General features: G+C 58.7%; 21 protein-coding genes. 13 read left to right on the forward strand and 8 right to left on the reverse strand.

Annotated features, from left to right (window positions below):
- The first annotated feature begins 456 nt into the window (after positions 1-456).
- The 3 genes from JAO29_RS11910 to JAO29_RS11920 all read left to right on the forward strand — a co-directional run bounded on the left by JAO29_RS11910 (position 457) and on the right by JAO29_RS11920 (position 2909).
- Positions 457-939 carry a single-stranded DNA-binding protein gene (locus JAO29_RS11910; protein WP_334268444.1) on the forward strand — a complete coding sequence of 161 codons (483 nt, stop codon included), beginning with the start codon at positions 457-459 and terminating at the stop codon, positions 937-939.
- A 244-nt stretch (positions 940-1183) separates the two neighbouring features.
- Positions 1184-2110, forward strand: coding sequence for a sigma-70 family RNA polymerase sigma factor (locus JAO29_RS11915; RefSeq protein ID WP_334268445.1), 927 nt, complete (start codon positions 1184-1186; stop codon positions 2108-2110).
- A gap of 289 nt (positions 2111-2399) precedes the next feature.
- Positions 2400-2909, forward strand: coding sequence for a DinB family protein (locus tag JAO29_RS11920; RefSeq protein WP_334268446.1), 510 nt, complete (start codon positions 2400-2402; stop codon positions 2907-2909).
- Positions 2910-3476: 567 nt separating this feature from the next.
- Here the strand turns inward: JAO29_RS11920 and JAO29_RS11925 are convergent.
- Positions 3477-4319: a hypothetical protein gene (locus JAO29_RS11925; protein WP_334268447.1), complete on the reverse strand. Its 843-nt coding sequence runs from the start codon at positions 4317-4319 to the stop codon at positions 3477-3479.
- Positions 4320-4455: 136 nt separating this feature from the next.
- Here JAO29_RS11925 and cyaY point away from each other — a divergent pair, with 136 nt between their 5' ends.
- The 4 genes from cyaY (at position 4456) to JAO29_RS11945 (ending at position 7864) form a co-directional block, all read left to right on the forward strand.
- Positions 4456-4806: an iron donor protein CyaY gene (cyaY, locus tag JAO29_RS11930; RefSeq protein ID WP_334268448.1), complete on the forward strand. Its 351-nt coding sequence runs from the start codon at positions 4456-4458 to the stop codon at positions 4804-4806.
- A 78-nt stretch (positions 4807-4884) separates the two neighbouring features.
- Positions 4885-5754 (forward strand): glycosyltransferase family 2 protein, encoded by an 870-nt coding sequence (locus JAO29_RS11935; protein WP_334268449.1) that lies wholly within the window; start codon positions 4885-4887, stop codon positions 5752-5754.
- 24 nt (positions 5755-5778) lie between these two features.
- Positions 5779-7410, forward strand: a complete 1632-nt coding sequence (locus JAO29_RS11940; RefSeq protein ID WP_334268450.1) for a M28 family peptidase — start codon at positions 5779-5781, stop codon at positions 7408-7410.
- A 37-nt stretch (positions 7411-7447) separates the two neighbouring features.
- Positions 7448-7864 carry a cobalamin B12-binding domain-containing protein gene (locus JAO29_RS11945; protein WP_334268451.1) on the forward strand — a complete coding sequence of 139 codons (417 nt, stop codon included), beginning with the start codon at positions 7448-7450 and terminating at the stop codon, positions 7862-7864.
- On the opposite strand, the gene JAO29_RS11950 is transcribed toward JAO29_RS11945, so the two are convergent.
- From JAO29_RS11950 to JAO29_RS11975, 6 genes are all read right to left on the reverse strand, one after another.
- A complete protein-coding gene (locus JAO29_RS11950) occupies positions 7854-8591 on the reverse strand; it encodes an SDR family oxidoreductase (protein WP_334268452.1) in 738 nt (245 codons plus the stop codon). The genes JAO29_RS11945 and JAO29_RS11950 overlap by 11 nt on opposite strands.
- Positions 8592-8653: 62 nt before the next feature.
- Complete coding sequence (locus JAO29_RS11955) at positions 8654-9088, reverse strand: acyl-CoA thioesterase (RefSeq protein ID WP_334268453.1); 435 nt, start codon at positions 9086-9088, stop codon at positions 8654-8656.
- Between the two features lie 28 nt (positions 9089-9116).
- The gene (locus JAO29_RS11960) at positions 9117-9896 is read right to left on the reverse strand and encodes an enoyl-CoA hydratase/isomerase family protein (RefSeq protein ID WP_334268454.1); all 780 of its coding nucleotides are present in this window, start codon (positions 9894-9896) and stop codon (positions 9117-9119) included.
- 50 nt (positions 9897-9946) lie between these two features.
- Positions 9947-10819 (reverse strand): hydroxymethylglutaryl-CoA lyase, encoded by an 873-nt coding sequence (locus JAO29_RS11965; RefSeq protein ID WP_334268455.1) that lies wholly within the window; start codon positions 10817-10819, stop codon positions 9947-9949.
- 108 nt (positions 10820-10927) lie between these two features.
- Positions 10928-11446 carry a hypothetical protein gene (locus JAO29_RS11970; RefSeq protein WP_334268456.1) on the reverse strand — a complete coding sequence of 173 codons (519 nt, stop codon included), beginning with the start codon at positions 11444-11446 and terminating at the stop codon, positions 10928-10930.
- Positions 11443-13197, reverse strand: coding sequence for an acyl-CoA carboxylase subunit beta (locus JAO29_RS11975; protein WP_442886379.1), 1755 nt, complete (start codon positions 13195-13197; stop codon positions 11443-11445). The genes JAO29_RS11970 and JAO29_RS11975 overlap by 4 nt, the downstream gene beginning before the upstream one ends.
- Before the next feature lie 80 nt (positions 13198-13277).
- Here JAO29_RS11975 and JAO29_RS11980 point away from each other — a divergent pair, with 80 nt between their 5' ends.
- From JAO29_RS11980 to JAO29_RS11990, 3 genes are all read left to right on the forward strand, one after another.
- The gene (locus JAO29_RS11980; RefSeq protein ID WP_334268457.1) at positions 13278-13817 is read left to right on the forward strand and encodes a hypothetical protein; all 540 of its coding nucleotides are present in this window, start codon (positions 13278-13280) and stop codon (positions 13815-13817) included.
- Between the two features lie 80 nt (positions 13818-13897).
- Positions 13898-14539, forward strand: coding sequence for a bifunctional nicotinamidase/pyrazinamidase (gene pncA, locus JAO29_RS11985; protein WP_334268458.1), 642 nt, complete (start codon positions 13898-13900; stop codon positions 14537-14539).
- Positions 14526-15062 (forward strand): hypothetical protein, encoded by a 537-nt coding sequence (locus JAO29_RS11990; protein WP_334268459.1) that lies wholly within the window; start codon positions 14526-14528, stop codon positions 15060-15062. The genes pncA and JAO29_RS11990 overlap by 14 nt, the downstream gene beginning before the upstream one ends.
- Here the strand turns inward: JAO29_RS11990 and JAO29_RS11995 are convergent.
- Complete coding sequence (locus JAO29_RS11995; RefSeq protein ID WP_334268460.1) at positions 15042-15599, reverse strand: HD domain-containing protein; 558 nt, start codon at positions 15597-15599, stop codon at positions 15042-15044. The genes JAO29_RS11990 and JAO29_RS11995 overlap by 21 nt on opposite strands.
- Before the next feature lie 252 nt (positions 15600-15851).
- Between JAO29_RS11995 and JAO29_RS12000 the strand changes: the two genes are divergently transcribed.
- The 3 genes from JAO29_RS12000 (at position 15852) to JAO29_RS12010 (ending at position 18572) form a co-directional block, all read left to right on the forward strand.
- A complete protein-coding gene (locus JAO29_RS12000) occupies positions 15852-16385 on the forward strand; it encodes a helix-turn-helix domain-containing protein (protein ID WP_334268461.1) in 534 nt (177 codons plus the stop codon).
- A gap of 193 nt (positions 16386-16578) precedes the next feature.
- Positions 16579-17496: an isoprenyl transferase gene (locus JAO29_RS12005; protein WP_334268462.1), complete on the forward strand. Its 918-nt coding sequence runs from the start codon at positions 16579-16581 to the stop codon at positions 17494-17496.
- Positions 17497-17537: 41 nt separating this feature from the next.
- On the forward strand, positions 17538-18572 hold the full coding sequence (locus JAO29_RS12010; protein ID WP_334268463.1) for a hypothetical protein: 1035 nt from the start codon (positions 17538-17540) through the stop codon (positions 18570-18572).
- Positions 18573-18619: the final 47 nt, after the last annotated feature.

Raw genomic sequence — 18619 nt, forward strand, 5'->3', positions numbered from 1 at the left:
ACAGCCATCGCAACCCATACAGCCGTCATTCTGAGCGCAGCGAAGAATCCCTGTATCTCGCCCGTGTCCGCCCACCATGCCTCCCCACAAAGACAGAAGAAAAGCCGACACGGAAAGCCTCTCACCCGCCTCCCTGACTCATCCTCTCGGAAAGTGTCGTCCTGAGCGAAGCCAATGGCAGTCTCATCGCCATGGGCGAAGTCGAAGGATCTGCGTTTTCCCTCCACCGGCACCGCACCAACGCAGGCGCGTCATCAGCATCCACCATCACCTGCTCGCTGAGATCACCGTGGTCCAGTGCCCCACCTTCACCACGAAGCGGCTAAGGTAGCTCCAGCGGAACACCTCTCCCGGCCACAAATGACTCTCAGCCAAAAGAGGCCCTGCCTCCAGCGACCCGTCGCCCCATCTGCTATCCTCAACCTTCAGAACTGAAACAAATCGGAGTATCTCCTCATGGCAAAAGGCGTAAACAAGGTATTTCTTCTCGGCAACGTAGGCAAAGACCCCGAGATCCGCTCCACCGCAGGCGGAACCATCGTCGCCAGCTTCTCGCTTGCAACCGCTGACCGCGCTAAAGACCAGCAGGGCAACTGGCAGGACAAGACCGAATGGCACAACCTGGTCGCCTTCAACCGTACCGCTGAGATCATCCGCGACTACGTAAAAAAGGGGACCCAGATCTTCGTCGAAGGCAAGATCCAGACCCGCTCCTGGGACGATAAGGACTCCGGCCAGAAGAAGTACAAGACCGAGATCCTCGTCAATGAGATGAGCCTCCTCGGCGGCGGACCCGGCCGCGGCGAAGGTGCCTCCTCCGGTGGCAGCAGCTACTCCCGCTCGAGCTCCAGTTCCAGCACCGGCACCTTCGATCAGCGCACCCCCTCGCAGCCCGACTACGCCGACCAGGGAATCACCGACGACGACATCCCCTTCTAAATCTGGAGTCCTTTCATCTGAAGGCCCTTCCGTCGAAGTTGCTTCCATCCGAAGTTGCTTCCATCTGAAGGTCCTTCCAACTAATGTTGCTTCCATCTGAAGTTCTCTCCAACGAAGAAGTGTCATCTTGAGCGAAGCCCCTGGCGGTCCTCCCGCCAGGGGCTAAGTCGAAAGATCTGCGGTTCGCTTCCCCCGGCACAAATCAGTCCGTATCTTTATCCCGGTGAGCCGCGTAAAGATCAATATGGATGACTCCGTCTTCGAATCCCGCGGCCCCTTCGACGCACGCTACCTCGCCTTCCTTGAGACGATCCCTCAGCTTCGCCCACGTCTGCACCGCTACTGTGCCCGCATGACCGGCTCGGTCATGGACGGCGAAGACATCGTTCAGGAGACCCTCTTTCAGGCCTACCGCAAGCTCGAAACCTTCGACGACACCCGCGATCTCACCCCTTGGCTCTTCCGCATCGCCCATAACCGGTGCATCGATCTTCTCCGCCGCCGTAAGGTTCGTCAGCAGGCGGAAGCCACCGCCATCCAGCCGGAGGTCTATCTTCCTCCCGACCCTGCCGAGCCGATCCCTCCGCAGTCCATCGAGCATCTCGTGCTTGCGCTGGCGCCCCGGGAGCGGGCCTGCGTCCTGCTAAAAGACGTCTTCGACTACTCGCTCGAGGAGATCGCCGCCCTCATCGATTCCACCATCGGAGCCGTCAAAGCAGCTCTCAGTCGCGGACGATCGAAGCTCGCATCCCTCCCACGGCAACCGGCTGCACCACGTATCCGTAAGCCCGAATCCTCGCGCCTGCTCCATCTCTACGTCGAGCGATTCAACCTCCGCGACTGGGATGGAATCCGGGAACTGGCCACAGCCGACGCCCGCCTCCTCGTCGCCGACCGCTACACTGGCCCACTCACCTCCGCACCGTACTTCGACCGCTACCAGCGCTCCACGACACCGTGGCGAATGGCGACCGGCACCGTCGACGGCCAGCCCGTCATCATCACCCTCCACCAACACAACGGCCAGTGGGCGCCTCACTCCATCATTCGTGCGGAGATCGAAGACGATCGCATCGTTCGTGTCGTTGACTACCTGCACTGCCCCTGGGTTCTCGCCGCTGCCGCCTCGGCTGACATCGATCCATCCTGGCGAGCTGCAGCTGCCGTGTAAGCCTTCGATGGCTGCACACAAGGTGTCATCCTGAGCGGAACCCCTCGCAGTCTCATCGCGAGAGGCATAGTCGATGCATCTGAGCGGAGCTTCTACCAGCAGTGTCATCCTGAGCGAAGCCAATGGCTGTCTCATCGCCATTGGCGAAGTCGAAGGATCTCCGGTTCGCCAGCTGCCGGGAATCTTCTCTCGGAAGTTCACATCCATTCAGAATAGGTCCCGCTCCAGCCCAACCATCTCCGTATCCTTCCCCACCCCACAGCCGTAATAGCGGGTAGAAGGAGAAAACATGCACACCACCGAAGCCATACGATTCGCCCTCACACTGTCCGATAAGGCCGTAATGGGAGCACTCGATCAGATCAGCGACGACCCCACCAGATTCCCTACTCCCAACGGCGGTTGCCATCCCCTCTGGGTCCTGGGACACCTCACACTCATCGAAAGCTTTCTCCCGGGAGTTCTCTACGGAGAGACCAACCCCGTCGGCGGCTGGCAGAAACTCTTCGGCGAAAACTCAGAACCGGTGGAGGACGCCAGCGCCTATCCTCCATTCTCCGAGATTCGCAAAAAATATCGCGAGCTGCGGGCCCGGAACCTCGAGATCCTCGCCTCCCTCACCGAAGCCGATCTCGACAAGCCCACCCTCGCCCCGCCTGCAGGACGCGAGCACGAATTCGCTACCTTCGGGTCCAGCTTTCTCACTATCGCTCTACACCAGGCGCTGCATCGCAGCCATGTAACCGATGCACTCCGTGCAGCCGGTCGCCTTACTCCGGCATTGCAGGCAGCCAGCTAACCGGGTGCTTGGCCCGCACGCATCCTTCATCTTCAAAATGAAGGATGCGTGTACGTCAGCCGGTAAACCGCACCGCTTCTGCGCCACAGGAGCAGCTCGTTTGCCAGATGGCACCGCTTCGTTTTGCGCAAGAGCGGGGCTCGTTTGCTTGAGGGCAGGCTCGTTTTGCGCAAAGAAGAGACCCGTCTTGCTTAAGGGCACGGCTTCAGCCGTGCCGCAAATTGCGCGACTTCCACGCGGCTTTAGCCGCTGAGATACTCTTCTCGCCGCCGACGACCAATCCGAGACTTCAACCCTCCGATCTACTGAAAACCGAAGCTGTCAAGCCACTTTCCACGTAAGCCGCACAAACCGGCCAAGATCCATCTGCCGATCAGTTTCCCCTACCCTGTTAAACTGAAATAACCACTAAGAAGCCCCAGAACACTCTGGGGCTTCTTTCATTCATATCGATAAGACATTTGGATTGAATAGTTTGCACGCAAACCATTTGGTTACAAGAATTTACGTTTTGGTCCAGACCTAAGTACCCTAATTTGAAGATTTTGCACAAAACCGACGGAGTGGCTAGAAGACAAACCGAACGCTGGTAGAGAACGCGTTGTTATAGGTGTGGAAGTTGGTGACAGCGGTCTGGAATCCCGCGCCCACCGTGATCCCCAGCCGGCTTCCCTCCACTCGACGGATGGGAAGCTTGCCGACGATGATGCTGGGCGAAAGAAACGTCTGCGTCTTCCCGTCTCGTGTTCCGCCGAAGTAACGCGTCGTATTTATCTCCAGCTCCGGAGAGAAATACTTCCCGATCTTGTATTGCGCGACAGAGTTCCACTGTACCGTCCGCCCGCTGGTTGCACTATGCGAGGTCGGCAGGCCTCCGCCAAGCGAGCTGAACAGCGCCAGCTTTCCAAAGCCCTTGCCGCCAATCACGCTCGGATGCAGCACCGAACTCGCAGAGCCGTTCTTGTAACTTCCCGTGGGGATCGTCCATGCCAGCGCCCCGCTCAGGATGTAGTTGCCCTGCTTCTCCGTCTTTGAGAGAAAGCGGTACTTTCCCAGCAGAGTCATATCGCCGAACCCGTCCTGCTGGCCGTTGCCGCCATGCATGACCCAGCCCGGAACCAGGATGTCAATCTGGGTGTTGGCAAAGGGAATCAGGTTGAAGCCCTTGCCGGCGCCAAAATGCCAGTCCGTCTCGCCGGCGGAGGTTCGCTGACGTGTGAAGTCACTGCGAAACACCTGCGCAAGGACCGGGAAGGGAGAGAACATGGGCACCGCCCACTTGGGCTGCGCCGCCTGGGTCTTGGTTGCACGGGCCTCCCACTTTGAAGCGAAGTCGTTAACGAAACCGTCCTGACCTTCGGCTGCGGAGGATGTAGCCAGCAGGATTAACGGCAATAGAATTCTGCGCAAAAAACAGCTCCTTCTATCCCGTTGTTTCATTTTTTCCTGCAGTGCCGGGATCCCTGTCTCCCGGCTTATGTCCGTTCATTCTATCCCAGACCGTCCAAGGCATCGCAATCTCCTGAACTACCGCTAAACTAATCTCATGCTCGACGAAGCGACCTTCCGCCGCGAATCTGACCAGGCTCTGGAATCCCTCAAACAATCCCTCATCCTCGCCGAAGAACAGAGCGATGCCGAGGAGATTCCCTTTGAAACCGAAGAGAAGAACGGCGTTCTCAACGTCCTCTTCGAGCACGACGGCAGCAAGTTCGTCTTCACGCCCAACACTCCCGTCCGCCAGATCTGGATCTCCGCCCTCACCACCAGCTTCAAACTGGACTGGTCGGAAGACGCTCACGCCTTCGTTCTTCCCAGGACCGGCGAGAATCTCAAATTGCTCACCCAGCGTCTGCTCCGCGAACACTTAGGTGACAGCTCCATCACGCTTCCCTGATCTCTCCAATCGGGGAAGCCTCGATGAAAAACGTGCGCGGGTCTGGACATCTGTGCAGAATATGTCACAATCCCTCTATTGCCTCTCGACCACGAAATCCCGCTCAAGCCGCCTTCGGAGCTTCCCACAGGTCACTCCGGTGAAGCCGCAGCCGAGCCGTCGACGAGGCAGACGCTTTCCGTTGCAATCATCACGCTGAACGAAGAGCAGAATCTGGCTCGGACTCTCTCAAGCGTGCAGTTCGCCGACGAGATCATCGTGGTCGATTCGGGCTCGACCGATCGCACCGTCGAGATCGCGCGCGACTACGAGGCAAAGGTCTTCTTCGAACCGTGGAAGGGATTCGCCAGCCAGAAGAACTCCGCCATTGAGAAATGCAGCGGAACCTGGGTTCTTTCTCTCGACGCAGATGAAGAGTTAACGCTCGAGCTGCAGCAGGAGATTCGCATCCTGCTGAGAAAAAGGCCGCCTGCGGACGCTTACATGATCCGCCGCCGCAATCTCTTCCTCAACGCATGGATGCGCCACGGCGGCTATTATCCCGACCCGAAGCTTCGACTCTTTCGCCGTCACGCGGCTAACTTCGCGCCGCCTGCCCGCTTCACGGAGCGGCCCGTCCACGAGACCATCGCCTTCGACGGCGTTCTCGACATCCTCCAGCACGACCTGATCCATCACGCGTATCCCACGATCGAAAGCTACCTCGATCACATGGACCGCTACAGCACCCTTGGCGCCCAGATCATCGTCGACAAGGGCAAGACCAGCCGCTCGTGGTGGAGCTTTTACTACAACATCTTCGTCCTTCCAACCTTCACCTTCCTCTGGAACTTCGGCTTCCGCCTTGGCTTCCTGGATGGCCGCGAAGGCTTCCTTCTGCATCTCTATCACTCCACCTACACCAGCTGGAAGTACGCGAAGGCCTGGCAGACGACCCGCCGATCTTAGCCCGCTCCATGCTACAAAGGACGCATGCCTCTGCGTCGCGCTCTTTGCGCTCTTCTGCTGACTGCTGCCCCGCTTCTTGCTCAGACCTCAAATCCGGCCATCCTCAAAGGAGCCGATCGCATAAAGGTCGACGATCTCAAGGGCGACATCTTCTTCCTCGCCTCTGAAGATATGGCAGGCCGAAACTCCGGCAGCCTTGAAGACCACATTGCGACCGATTACATTGCGTCCGAGTTCCTGCGTCTCGGATTGAAGCCCATGGGCGACAATAGCACCTTCTTCCAGAAGATGGACATCCTCACCGGACGCCCCGATCCCGAACACATCACGCTCAGCGCCACCGTCGACGGCCAGAAACACAGCTTCCGCTTCAACGAGGACTTCACGCTGGCACGCCAGAGCCTGCGCTCAGCCTCCAGCTGTGGTGATCTTGTCTTTGCCGGCTACGGCATCAGCGCTCCCGAATTTGCCTACGATGATTTTTCCGGCGTCGACGTCAAAGGGAAGGTCGCCCTGGTCTTCACCCGGGAGCCGCAAGCGGACGACCCACGGTCGAAGTTCATGGGAACCCTCGACAGCTATCACGCCTTCAACTGGCACAAGATCGAAGAGCTGAGAAAGCGAGGCGCAGCCGCCGTCCTCATCATCCAGGATCGCGTACCGCGCGACGTGAAACCCATTCCTCCGACGTCCCCCCGGCCCTCAGGAGAGCCATCCTACGCACTGGATGGGCAGATGTGGGATATTCCCGTCTTTCTTGTGAAGCGAACTATCGCCGATCAGCTCCTTGCTCCGAGCGGCAAGACCGCCGACCAGCTGCAGGCTGCAATCGACCAATCCGTTCATCCCGATTCCTTTTCGGTTCGCCAAAGTTCTGCCTGCCTCACGAAAAGCTACACTGGGGTGGCAAAGCACGAAGGACGCAACGTAGTCGCCATGCTGGAGGGTTCCGATCCCCGCCTGAAGTCTCAGACTGTGATCGTGACTGCACATCACGATCACATGGGTTCCTACAACGGCCATATCTACTATGGAGCCGATGACAACGCCTCGGGGATAGCCGGCCTTCTTGAGGTCGCCAGAGCGCTCACCCACAATGGAGTCCGCCCCAAACGCAGCGTGCTCTTCCTTGCGTATGACGCCGAAGAGCGCATCTTTCTCGGATCCTATTTCTACGTCACTCATCCGGTAGTTCCGCTCAACCAGACCGTTGCGACCATTAACCTCGACATGATCGGCCGCAACGAAGACGACGCGAACTGGCCGCCCCCTGCGGATCACAACGTCAACATGGTCAACGTGCTTGGTACGCGCTATAACCCCGCTCTGCGCCAGGTTATCGATCGGGAAAACGGTCGGGCTGGCCTGAAGCTTGACTACAAGATGGACGTCGTCGATCCCGACTCGCTCTGGTCCCGCAGCGACCATTTCTGGTTTGCGACCCTGCACATCCCCCAGGTGGAGTTTCAGACTGGCCTGCACCCGGACTATCACACGCAGAACGACACGTGGGATCGGATCAACTATCCCAAGCTGACCAGGATCGCGCGTCTCGTCTATCTCTCCGTCGCCGACCTCGCAAACTCCGATCGTAAAATCCCTTTTCTTGCCACCGGCCAGCAGACACAGAGCAGGCACGATCTACAACCTAAGTGAACTCGCGGTCGATTTCCAAACCGTATACTCTCTTCGAATGAGCCCCTCACCTATCCGCGTCCTTGTCGCCAAACCGGGCCTGGACGGTCACGACCGCGGTGCCAAGGTTATCGCGCGGGCATTGCGCGATGCCGGCATGGAGGTCATCTACACCGGCCTGCGTCAGACTCCGGAGAAGATCGTCTCGGCTGCAATCCAGGAAGACGTGGACTGTATCGGGCTCTCCATTCTTTCGGGTGCGCATAATGCCATCGTTCCCCGCATTGCGGAGCTGCTGCAGGCGCAGCACGCCGATGACATCCTGCTCGTTCTTGGCGGAACCATCCCCCAGGAAGACTTTCCCCAAATGAAGGAAAGCGGCGTCGCGGCCATCTTTGGCCCCGGCACGCCGCTTGAAGATACAGTCCAATTTATCCGCAGGCACGTCAAGCCGCGGGAGATGCTTACCAGCTGATCGCTTCGCCAAGGTGGAAGAAGCCAGCCGTCGGGCCATCAGGACCCAGGGTCGCCAACTCCACTTCCGTCTTTGCGCCGTCCACCACGTCCATCGGCGCAGCGTCCGTGCCAAGATCCGTCTTTACCCAGCCGGGATGCGCGGAGTTCACCTTGATGCCAGTCTCCTTGAGCTCATGGGCAAGGTGGACGGTGTACGAGTTCAGCGCCGTCTTCGAAGAGTCATACGCGAGCGCCTTGGCGCCGTAGATCGGCGAACCTTCGTTAGCGTGCAGCGTAAGAGAACCGAGGATGCTCGAGACATTCACAATCCGGCCTGCATCGCTCTTCTTGAGCAACGGAAGAAACGCGTTGGTGACTGCAATGACGGAGAAGAAGTTGGTCTCGAAGGTGTCGCGGAGTACCTGCTCTGAAACCGTCGAGCTGTTATTGCCACCGATCGGCTCAGTCATAACGCCCGCATTGTTGATCAGGATGTCGAGCTTTCCGTATTCCTTCTCCACCTTCTCGGCAGCAGCCTTGATATCCGCTGTATTGACGACGTCGAACTTGATCGCCTTCGCGTCGATACCGTCCTTCTTTAGGCTTTCGGCTGCAGCTTCGCCCCGGGCAAGATCGCGAGCCCCCAGAAGAACCGTGATTCCCTTCTTCCCCAGCTGACGGGCTGTCTCCAGACCGATTCCCTTGTTCGCGCCGGAGATCAGCGCAACCTTCTTATCAGTGCTCATCGTCATTTATCCTCACGGCGCCGTTGCTTCAGACACAGCACCTTCTAGCTTGAATTTAGGAGTTAGATGAGCCTCGCTGAAAAACGACTGGCATATTTCTCGGGCAGGGACTGCTTTTTCATCTCTCTGTCAACGACGACATGGATCGTTTCGCCTTCGCACAGCACAACGTCGTCTTCCACCCTGATGACCCTGTATGCGAACTTGATGACAGCACCGCGAGCGGCCGTCAGGCGCGTTTCAATCTTCAATTCGTCGTCATAGCGTGCCGGAGACTTGTACCGCGCCGAGACATCGACTACGGCGATTCCGAGGCCGTCCTCCCGCTCCATGGAGCGGTAGTCCATGCCCATACTTCGAATAAAGTCGACTCGTCCAACCTCGAACCAGACCAGATAGTTGGCGTGATAGACGACGCCCATCTGGTCGGTCTCAGCATAGCGAACCCGCACTCGTGACTCGCTCGTCACGGGCTTCTTCTCTGTTCCTTCGGTCATCTCTCCAGTTTATCGAAGAACAGAGCGGCTAGCGCTCCCAGACGGGCTTTCTCTTCTCCAGGAAGGCCGCCACGCCCTCCTGAAAGTCGTGCATCGCCCTGGCCTCGGCATTGGCCGTCATCGCATGTGCGATGGCCATGTCGAGCCACGCCTGGTTCTGCTTCGCCATCAGGCGCTTGGTGGCAGCCATCGCCTGAGGACTGTTCGCCTTCAACTTCTCGGCGAGCGCATAGGTGTGCTGTGCAAGCTCCTCTGGATGCAGGACAGCATTCACGAGCCCCATCTCCTCAGCCTCTTCTGCGGAGAAGAACCTTCCACTCAACATCAGATCGCGCGCACGCTTTTCACCCACCTGCAGCGTCAGAAACGCGGAGACCAGCGCAGGCACGAAACCTATCCTGACTTCGGTGAAGCCAAACTTCGCTCCCGGCGACGCAAGCGTGAAGTCGCAGATGGTCGCCAGTCCAGTCCCGCCTGCGATCGCAGGTCCCTGCACCATCGCAATCGTCGGCTTCGGCAGCTCATACAAGGTTCGAAACAGACGGGCCACCCGCTCCGCATCGGCCACATGGTCTGCGGCAGACTTATCGGCCATCTGCTGCAGATGCACCAGGTCCAGTCCCGCGCAAAAGGCATCCCCCGCCGCGCTCAGAACGACGACGCGGCAATGGCCATTGGCCGCCTTCTGCAATGCGGCGATAAGCTCTTCCTGCATCTCCGGAGTCATCGCGTTGCGGCGCGCCGGGCGGTTGAGCATGATCGTCTTGACGCCGTTCTCTTCACTTACCAGGATCGTCTTGTAGCTCATCTATCCTTCATCCCCTCATACCCGCACCGAATCCTACAGCAGTCGCAGCGCTATTGCACCTTGGCTCCGTACTTGCGCGCAATCTCCGCGTTTGCGGATTGCAGAGCGTCAAGCGGACTTATCGATGGAAGCTCGGCGCCAAGCGCGCGTAACTCTTCCAACACCATCTCGGTCGGCAGGTTGCCCACCAATACATCCTGCGCGAGCGGGCAGCCGCCCAACCCGCCAATCGCCGCGTCGAAGCGACGGCACCCGGCGTTGTACGCTGCGCGAACCAGCTCGCGAGCGCTCTCGTAACGCCCATGCAGATGGACGCCGATCTCTATTCCGTCATGCACCGCCATCACGTCGCTCACGACATCGGCGATCAGCTTCGGAGTCGCCATGCCCACCGTATCGGCCAGCGATATCTGCGTCACGCCGGAATCCACCAGCAGGTCACAGGCATCCACCACCTCATCGATCGACCACGCATCTCCATAGGGATTTCCAAACGCCATGGAGATATACGCCACCACATTCAACCCGGCCTTGTAGGCCAGCGTCCCGACCTGCTCCAGCGCTTCGAGCGATTCTTCCGGCGTCTGGTTCTGGTTGCGCTTCAAAAACTCCGGTGAGATGGAATAAGGAAACCCTAGCGTCTTTACGGCATCGGTCTTGATCGCGCGGTCAGCACCTTTAGCGTTCACGACGATCCCGATGATCTCGGTGTCGTCCGGCGGATCGAGATAGTCCAGCACCTTCTCGGAATCCGCCATCTGCGGCACCGCACCCGCCGAGACAAAGCTGACAGCGTCGATGTGCTTGAAACCCGCCGCAATCAGCACACGCAGGTAGTCCGCCTTTACCTCAGCAGGAATGTGCAAGGGCAGGCCCTGCCATGCATCGCGCGGGCATTCGATAATCTTTACAGCATTCGCCACAACAACATCCTTTCGTATTCCAGACACACATCATGTCGTCATTCTGAGGCGAAGCCGAAGAATCCCTGTATTTTGCCTTTGACGGAATCCAGCCCCGCAGAGAACGTTCTAGCTTTTGAATCTCTCCCACAGCATAATTGTCGCGATGAGTGCGACGTAACATGAGGCTACGAGGAGAGCACGTCCCCAGCCGTTACACACCTGGTCCCACTGAAGGTCTACTTTTCCAACCACCTTTGTCGATCCATCTCTTTTGGAGCACATGACCTTATAAGAACCAATTGGAATGAGTGGCATATATGCGACCTCAATCCATCGAGTAGCAATTCCAATAGTTCGACTTTTCCCGCTTTCGGATAAAGACTTACTACCTCTAAATCGCAAACCTGTACCACGGTTATATGGGTTACTACCTACTTGACTTTGAAGCTTTCCCTGCAGCATTTCATGCTGCATCGCTCGAACGTCTTTCGCAGAAAGATGGCGGAGGGCCAATTCTGCGTGCAATGCCGCATCCGCTTCGGTTATAAATCCACCTTCGGCTGCAAGACGGAGGAGTTCGGAGTCCGACATCTTTTGATATTGAGCTGCAAAATAAAATTGGTCTTTTGGGATTTCTACATTCATGTCTGCAGCACCCCCGGATTAAACTTCGCTACCTCCGGATTGACCGCACAAGCTTCCAGCGCCGTCATCAGCACCTCGCGCGTCTTCGCTGGATCGATAATCGCATCCACCCACATTCTCGCTGCGCCGTATCGCGGATCCGCCTGCGCGTCATAGGTCGCCTTGATCTCCTCGAAGATTGCCTTCTTCTCGGCTTCGGAGAGATGCTTCCCGCCGCGCTCCATCTGCTTCACCCGAACCTCAACCAACGTGTTTGCCGCCGAAGCTCCACTCATCACCGCATACCGCGCCGTCGGCCACGCGAAGATGAACCGCGGATCATACGCCTTGCCGCACATCGCATAGTGCCCCGCGCCGAAGCTGCCGCCCACAATCACCGTAATCTTCGGCACCACGCTGGTCGAGACCGCCGAGACCATCTTCGCCCCGGCGCGAATAATCCCGCTCCACTCCGCGTCCTTGCCCACCATGAAGCCGTTTACATCGTGCAGAAAGATCAGCGGCACAAGACTCTGGTTGCAGTCCATGATGAACCGTGCCGCCTTCTGCGCGCTCTCGGTGTAGATCACCCCGCCGAACTCTGTGCGCTTCGACCCCGCCTGCGGCCCCATCGCCACCGTCTGCTGCTGGTGTACCTTCTGATTGGCGACGATCCCCACGGCTCGACCGCCGATCCGCGCATACCCGCAGAGAACCGTGCGCCCAAAATCAGCCTTGTACTCGTCGAACTCCGACCGATCCACGAGCCGCGCGATCACCTCGCGCATGTCATACACGTTCGTCGCTGCCTTGGCAGGATCAGGATCAATCAGGCCGTACATCTCCTCCGCCGGGAACCTCGGAGCATCCTTCCCCTCGTCGAACGGAACCACACTGAACGGAGCCCCCGGCCTCACCCCAATCTTCCCCACCAACGACCGAAGCCGCGCGATGCAAAGATGGTCGTTCGGCTCTTTAAAGTCCACCGTGCCCGAGATCTCCGCGTGCATCGCCGCGCCGCCCAACTCCTCCGGATCACTCTTCTGACCAATGGCGGCCTGCACCAGCGATGGCCCGGCGAGAAACAGCCCTGAGCCCTCGGTCATCAGCACGCTGTCGGTCATCACCGGAAGATACGCTCCGCCGGCGACGCACATACCCATGATCGCCGTGATCTGCGGCACGCCCAGCGAACTCATCACCGCGTTATTGCGAAACACCCGCCCGAAGTCATCCTGATCCGGAAACACATCCTCCTGCAGAGGCAGAAACACACCCGCGGAGTCCACCAGATATAGCGTGGGAATACGGTTTTCGAGCGCGATCGTCTGGGCGCGCAGCACCTTCTTTGCCGTCATCGGGAAGAACGCCCCCGCCTTGACCGTCGCATCGTTGGCGACGATCATGCACAGCTTGCCGCTCACCCGCCCCAGCCCGGTCACGACTCCCGCCCCGGGAGCGCCGCCGAACTCCTCGTACATGCCATGCGCCGCCCACAGGCCAAGCTCCAGAACCTCCGTGCCTTCATCCAGCAGAAGCGCCAGCCGCTCCCGTGCCGTCAGCCTTCCCTTGCCATGTTGCGCCTCGATGGCCTTCCCCCCGCCGCCCTGCCGGATCACCGCCTCCTGCTCGCGCATTCCCTCGAGCAAAGACAGCAGCGCCGCCCGGTTCGAGGCAAAGCGTGCTGCCCTGACGTCCAGCCTGGACTCCAGCCGTCCCTCCGATCCCACATCCTCCGCCATCGCCACCGCCCTCAAAAGACTCGTCAGCATAGCATCTTAGCCAATGCAGCCGCCGCTTACGATCCATACCAGCGCGACTCATCCTGTACCCTGTCTCTGCGGAGGGCTCAATGCGGAGTACAATCTGCCTCGCTGGTCTGCTGGCTCTGGCAACCACCATGGTCAGCTGCCATCAGCCCACCGCACCGCAACAGGAGCCCACAGACAAACCGACCTCCGCTCCGGTCCAGACCGATACCCCTGCGCATCAGCCCGACACCACCGCCATCGATCAGTCCGTCTCCACCAACATCGGTGACCCGGCAAAGCTCCGTGAGGTCATGGCCACACTCCAGCAGGCCACCCGCAAGCACGACGCCCCAGCCGTCGCCGCACTCGTCAGCTACCCCATCACCATCGATCCCCACACCCCGCACGCCGTCACCATCCGTACGCCGCAGGCCTTCATCGCCCGCTACGACCAGATCGTCACGCCTCAGATCGGCCAGGTCATCGAGAATCAGAAGTACGAAAGCCTTTTCGTCAACGACCAGGGAGCGATGCTCGGAGACGGTGAGGTCTGGATCTCCGGAATCTGCAAGGACAACTCCTGCAAACAGGTCGACATCAGGATCAGGACGATCCAGAACACCGCAGGAAAACCGAAGTAGTGGGTGCCCCATCTTCGCCGCGCAGCGGCTAAGGTGGGCATTCGAGCGGGCCGGACCCGTTCTCTTATCATCAGAACCAGATGTTTACCCTTACCCCAACCGACGCCCTGCTCGTCATCGACGTCCAGAACGACTTCTGCCCCGGCGGAGCGCTTGCCGTCGAGCGCGGTGATGAAATCATCCCTCTCATCAATCTCCTCGGCCGACGTTTCGAGCACGTCATCCTCACCCAGGACTGGCACCCCGCCGACCATATCTCCTTCGCGTCACGCCACCCTGGCAAGCAGCCCTTCGAAACCATCGAGGTCGCTTACGGAAATCAGACCCTCTGGCCCGATCACTGCGTCCGGGGCACCCCCGGCGCCGAATTCCACCCCGGCCTCGACATCCCGCACGCCGAGCTAATCCTCCGCAAAGGCTTCCGACGCGAGATCGACAGCTACTCCGCCTTCCTGGAAGATGACCACACCACGCCCACCGGTCTCGCCGGATACCTGCGCGAACGCGGCCTCCAGCGCCTCTTCCTCTGCGGCCTCGCCTACGATTTTTGCGTCCGCTTTTCTGCTATCGACGGCACGGCGACGGGATTCGAATGCATTGTGATTGAAGATGCGACGCGGGCGGTCGGATTAGGTGAATCCATTGGGTCAACTCAGAGACATTTCGCAGATGCGCGAGTTCTGCAATTAACCGCACGGGAAGTGAAAAATGAGTTGGGTTGAACTTGATACCGTTGCAATCACGGAAACAATCATGTTTCTGAAACCGAAATTAGAATTGCTTGCCATTGCGGTCTTACTTACCGTTGCAACAACCATACTCATTCGGCGGAATAGGCTCTCATCAGGATGGGCACATAAAGTAGCTTTCGGTTTGGGACTTTGTCTTGCTGTTCCCACCGCATTGTCTATTCTGATCGCCGGTTGTTCGCTGATCTATATGGATAAACCTCACGTCTTCGTATCGCCAGATCGGAAGCACGTCGCCGACCTTACATACGAAGCAGGATTTCTTGGACGCGATTCCACGGTCGTGTCCATTCGGTCAAGCAACAACATGCATTCAGAGGAGGCATATCTCTATTTCGGTCCAAGTTCCTGGGAAGATACAACTATTCGCTGGCTGGATAATAAAAGTTTGGAGATCGGCTACTATCCTGACTCTGGCGGCCGAAGACAGGAATGCAACAATGCTGCTGCAGGAGTTCACATCTACTGCAAGCTTTTAATTCCCCGCCAGCCCTAATTCCCCTGCTCGTTCCTGCATCGCCTTCAAACAATTCCCCAAATGCTCCTCGAGCGAAATCCCCAGCAGCTCCGCTCCACCCGTAATATCCTCGCGCTTCACCGCCCGGGCAAACGCCTTGTCTTTCATCTTCTTCTTCACACCCGCCACCTCAACATCGTTGATTGACTTCGTCGGCTTCACCAGGGCGCACGCCGTCAGAAATCCTGCCAGCTCATCGCATGCAAACAGCGCACGCTCCAGGTGCGACTCCCGCGCCACACCGGAGTAATCCGAATGCGCCAGAATCGCATTGAGCACTGTCTCCGGCCAGCCCAGCTCGCGCAGATGATCGACGCCGACAAACGGATGCTCTTCGAGCGAAGGGTGCCGCTCATAGTCCATGTCGTGCAGCAAACCCGCGCAGGCATACTGCTCCACAAACGCCGCAGCCTCTGCACCGCTCAGCCCAAGCCGCTTGGCTCGCGGCGCCCGTAGCTCTCCGTGCATATCGATACCGCCATGCCGTGCTTGCGAAGCGAATCGCTCTTCGTCCATTCCTGCAGCAACTCCATGGCCTGCGCTCGTCCAAAGTTCATGCTCCGTCCCCTTTCGCTTTCACACTTCCCGGTACACTCCACAAGTTACTACTTTGGTTCCCTTCCGGGTTTTTCTGGCATTCTACTAAGAATCGGCGGTTTTCCTCTTGACTCCTCAGGAACCCCAGTGTCACTCTAGGCACATCCCATGCTTCGTTATCGGACATGGGTCGCGGTCCTTGCTCTGGGTCCGCCCGCGTCAAGACAACTTATGGCAACCATGATGGCACCCGTCGAGCAGCGTGAGGTCCTGCGCTGCGACCACTGCAGCCTGGTCCAGTTCCGCACAGTCAATTCCCTGTGCCGCCGCTGCCACAAATCGCTCGAGGTCGAAGAGCCCGAGCCGACGCCGGCACCGCTTTCGATTGTTTCCCCAGCCAGCGTATCGTCCGAAGGCCTGCAGGTAGCGAGTGCCGTGCGCGATCTTCGCCACGTTCGCAACCTGTCCCAGCGCCAGCTCGCCGCACGCATGAATGTGCCGCGAACCTACATCTCCAAGATCGAGAACGGGAAGGCCATGCCCACCCTCTCTTCGCTCGATCGCCTGGCTAAGGCCCTGCAGGTGGACATCTCCACCCTGCTGCGCGACCCCAGCACCCGGCATCGCGATGAGACCGCCGTGCTCATGAACGATCCTTTCCTCGCCGAGATCGCTGCCTATGTCTCGCAGCTCGATTCCCTGCAGCGTTCCATCTTCCTTAACCACGTTCGCGAACTGGCCGCAGGCCGCCGCCGCACCGCCTGACGCGGAGGTCCTCCCCGGGCTGCCGTACGTAACCTCCTTTGTGCCGCGTCTGACCCATTCCTGCAGGAAGCAGGTCAGGCGCGGCACCCTCCGCTCTCCCGCCTCCAAAACCTCTCCCAATCCGCAATCCACATAGGCGGTTCGTTGCGCAGCCCTTCCCGGTGTGCTAGCGTCTTGCTTTGTGAGGTAGTTTTTGCCGTCCAGTTTGCCAAGCCGCGTGCACGAGCTTTCCGCCGAGGAACAAAGTGTCTACCGGCAACTCGATCCCGACCGCATTCCCCAGCACATTGCCATCATCATGGACGGCAACGGACGCTGGGCGGGCAAACGTGCGCTAAAGCGCTTTCTCGGCCATCAACAGGGTGCCGAAAGCGTTCAGTACGTCGTCGAGACGGCATCGCGCATCAACCTTCCCTGGCTGACCCTCTACGCCTTTTCGCTTGAAAACAATCTTCGCCGTCCCAAGTCCGAAGTCACCTTCCTCATGAAGCTCCTCAAGAGCTACCTGATCGGCAACGTCAAGCGGATGAACGACAACAACGTCCGCATGGCCTACATCGGCCGCACCTACGACCTCCCGCAAGAGGTTCAGGAGACCATGCAGTGGGCGATGGAGTCGACGGCCAAAAACACCGGCACCACGCTCACCCTTGCACTCAACTACGGCTCCCGCTCCGAGATCGTCGATGCCGTCCGCCGCATCTTGACTGACCTGACCACCGAGGCTCACACCCGCGGCTGTTCGGTTGAAGACCTGCTCGGTGCCGGAGCCCTCGATTCTCTCGACGAGGCCACCATCTCGCGAGCCCTCTACACCGCGCATATGCCCGATCCGGACCTCATCATCCGCACCTCTGGCGAGCAGCGCATCTCGAATTTCCTGCTCTGGCAGATCGCTTACTCGGAGATCTTCATCACCGACCGGCTCTGGCCCGACTTCCGCGGAATCCATCTGCTTGAGGCTATCGCAGACTACCAGCGCCGCGATCGCCGCTTCGGTGGCTTAAGCGACAACTCTGACGAGAAGATCGACACCCTCCAGCCCGTCTCCGAACTCGAAAACGAGATCGCCACGGAGCTCCAGCCCCCGCGCGAACTCACTCGACGTTAGATATTTCTTTTTGAGGACAGTAACATCCGTATCATTTCAGCATGTTACATCTGCTGGCATCGATCGCTTTGGTGTTGTTAATCTCATCTGGCCCATTCTCCGCTCAAGTCTCGCAACCTGCTTACACAACTTTCACGCACCTGGAACCGCGTTCTTCGGGAAACTACAAACCGCCACCGCTTTCGCAGAACTCCATTGATGATGATCCTGGAATCCAGAAAGCAGTCACACATCTCTACACCGGCGATCTCCTCGGCTTTCGGACCGAGCTCCTGACACAGGCCAAAGCTGGCAATCCCGCAGCGCATCTTATGCTCGGAATACAGTACGTCCCGAAAGAGACGTTCGCACTACCCAGCCTCTCTAAGTGGCAAGCCAACATGGATCAGCGGCCGAAGATTGTTCCCGAGACGAAAATCTCGCCACTGTCTAAGATCTTTCCTCCGTCTTACTCTGAAGCGCTCAAGTGGTTGACCCTCGCCTCAGCTCAAGGTTCCGGTGAGGCAAGTGAGCTTGTAGCTCAAATCATCCTGCGTATGCTTGATGAGCATCAGGCTTCAACCTACACAGCCATCGACGCAGCCCACTACCGCAGCCTGGCGGTTCAGCAAGGCTACGATCTCGAAGATGTTTCAGTGCGCTGCCTTCGACTCACACGCAGCACCCGCGCCCTCACCTGCGACGCCCGTCCAGGCTCTTGTCCGACACCGGACGAGATGCAGGGGCTTCGGGGAATTGGTCTAGCCGGCACTCTTGAACCTGAGGGTGGCGCATCCAGCAGTATGACCTCAATTACGATGCACCCGGGCGGCCCTCCCGCGCGCGCCATCGTCATCATCGACCACAATATTGACGCAAAGCAGCGGCTTCCTCTTCCACGTCACGCTTCCACTATCTATGTCCAACAGGCCAAAGGATGGCTCGCCCTGCCCAAAGACGGCCCCGTGCTCAACCGGGACATCATTCTCACGCCAGGGGAAGATGCCTTCAACGCCGTAATGGTCTACGTCGAGGATGTTAACGGCGATGGTAGCGGTGGTATGTGCACACCGTCAATCGGTCCTTTTGCACGCTAATGGTTGACCCCAAGGATTGTGTCTTCAGCTCCTAGATCTTTCCCAAT

The sequence above is a fragment of the Edaphobacter sp. HDX4 genome, assembly GCF_036877565.1.
Taxonomy (GTDB): domain Bacteria; phylum Acidobacteriota; class Terriglobia; order Terriglobales; family Acidobacteriaceae; genus Edaphobacter.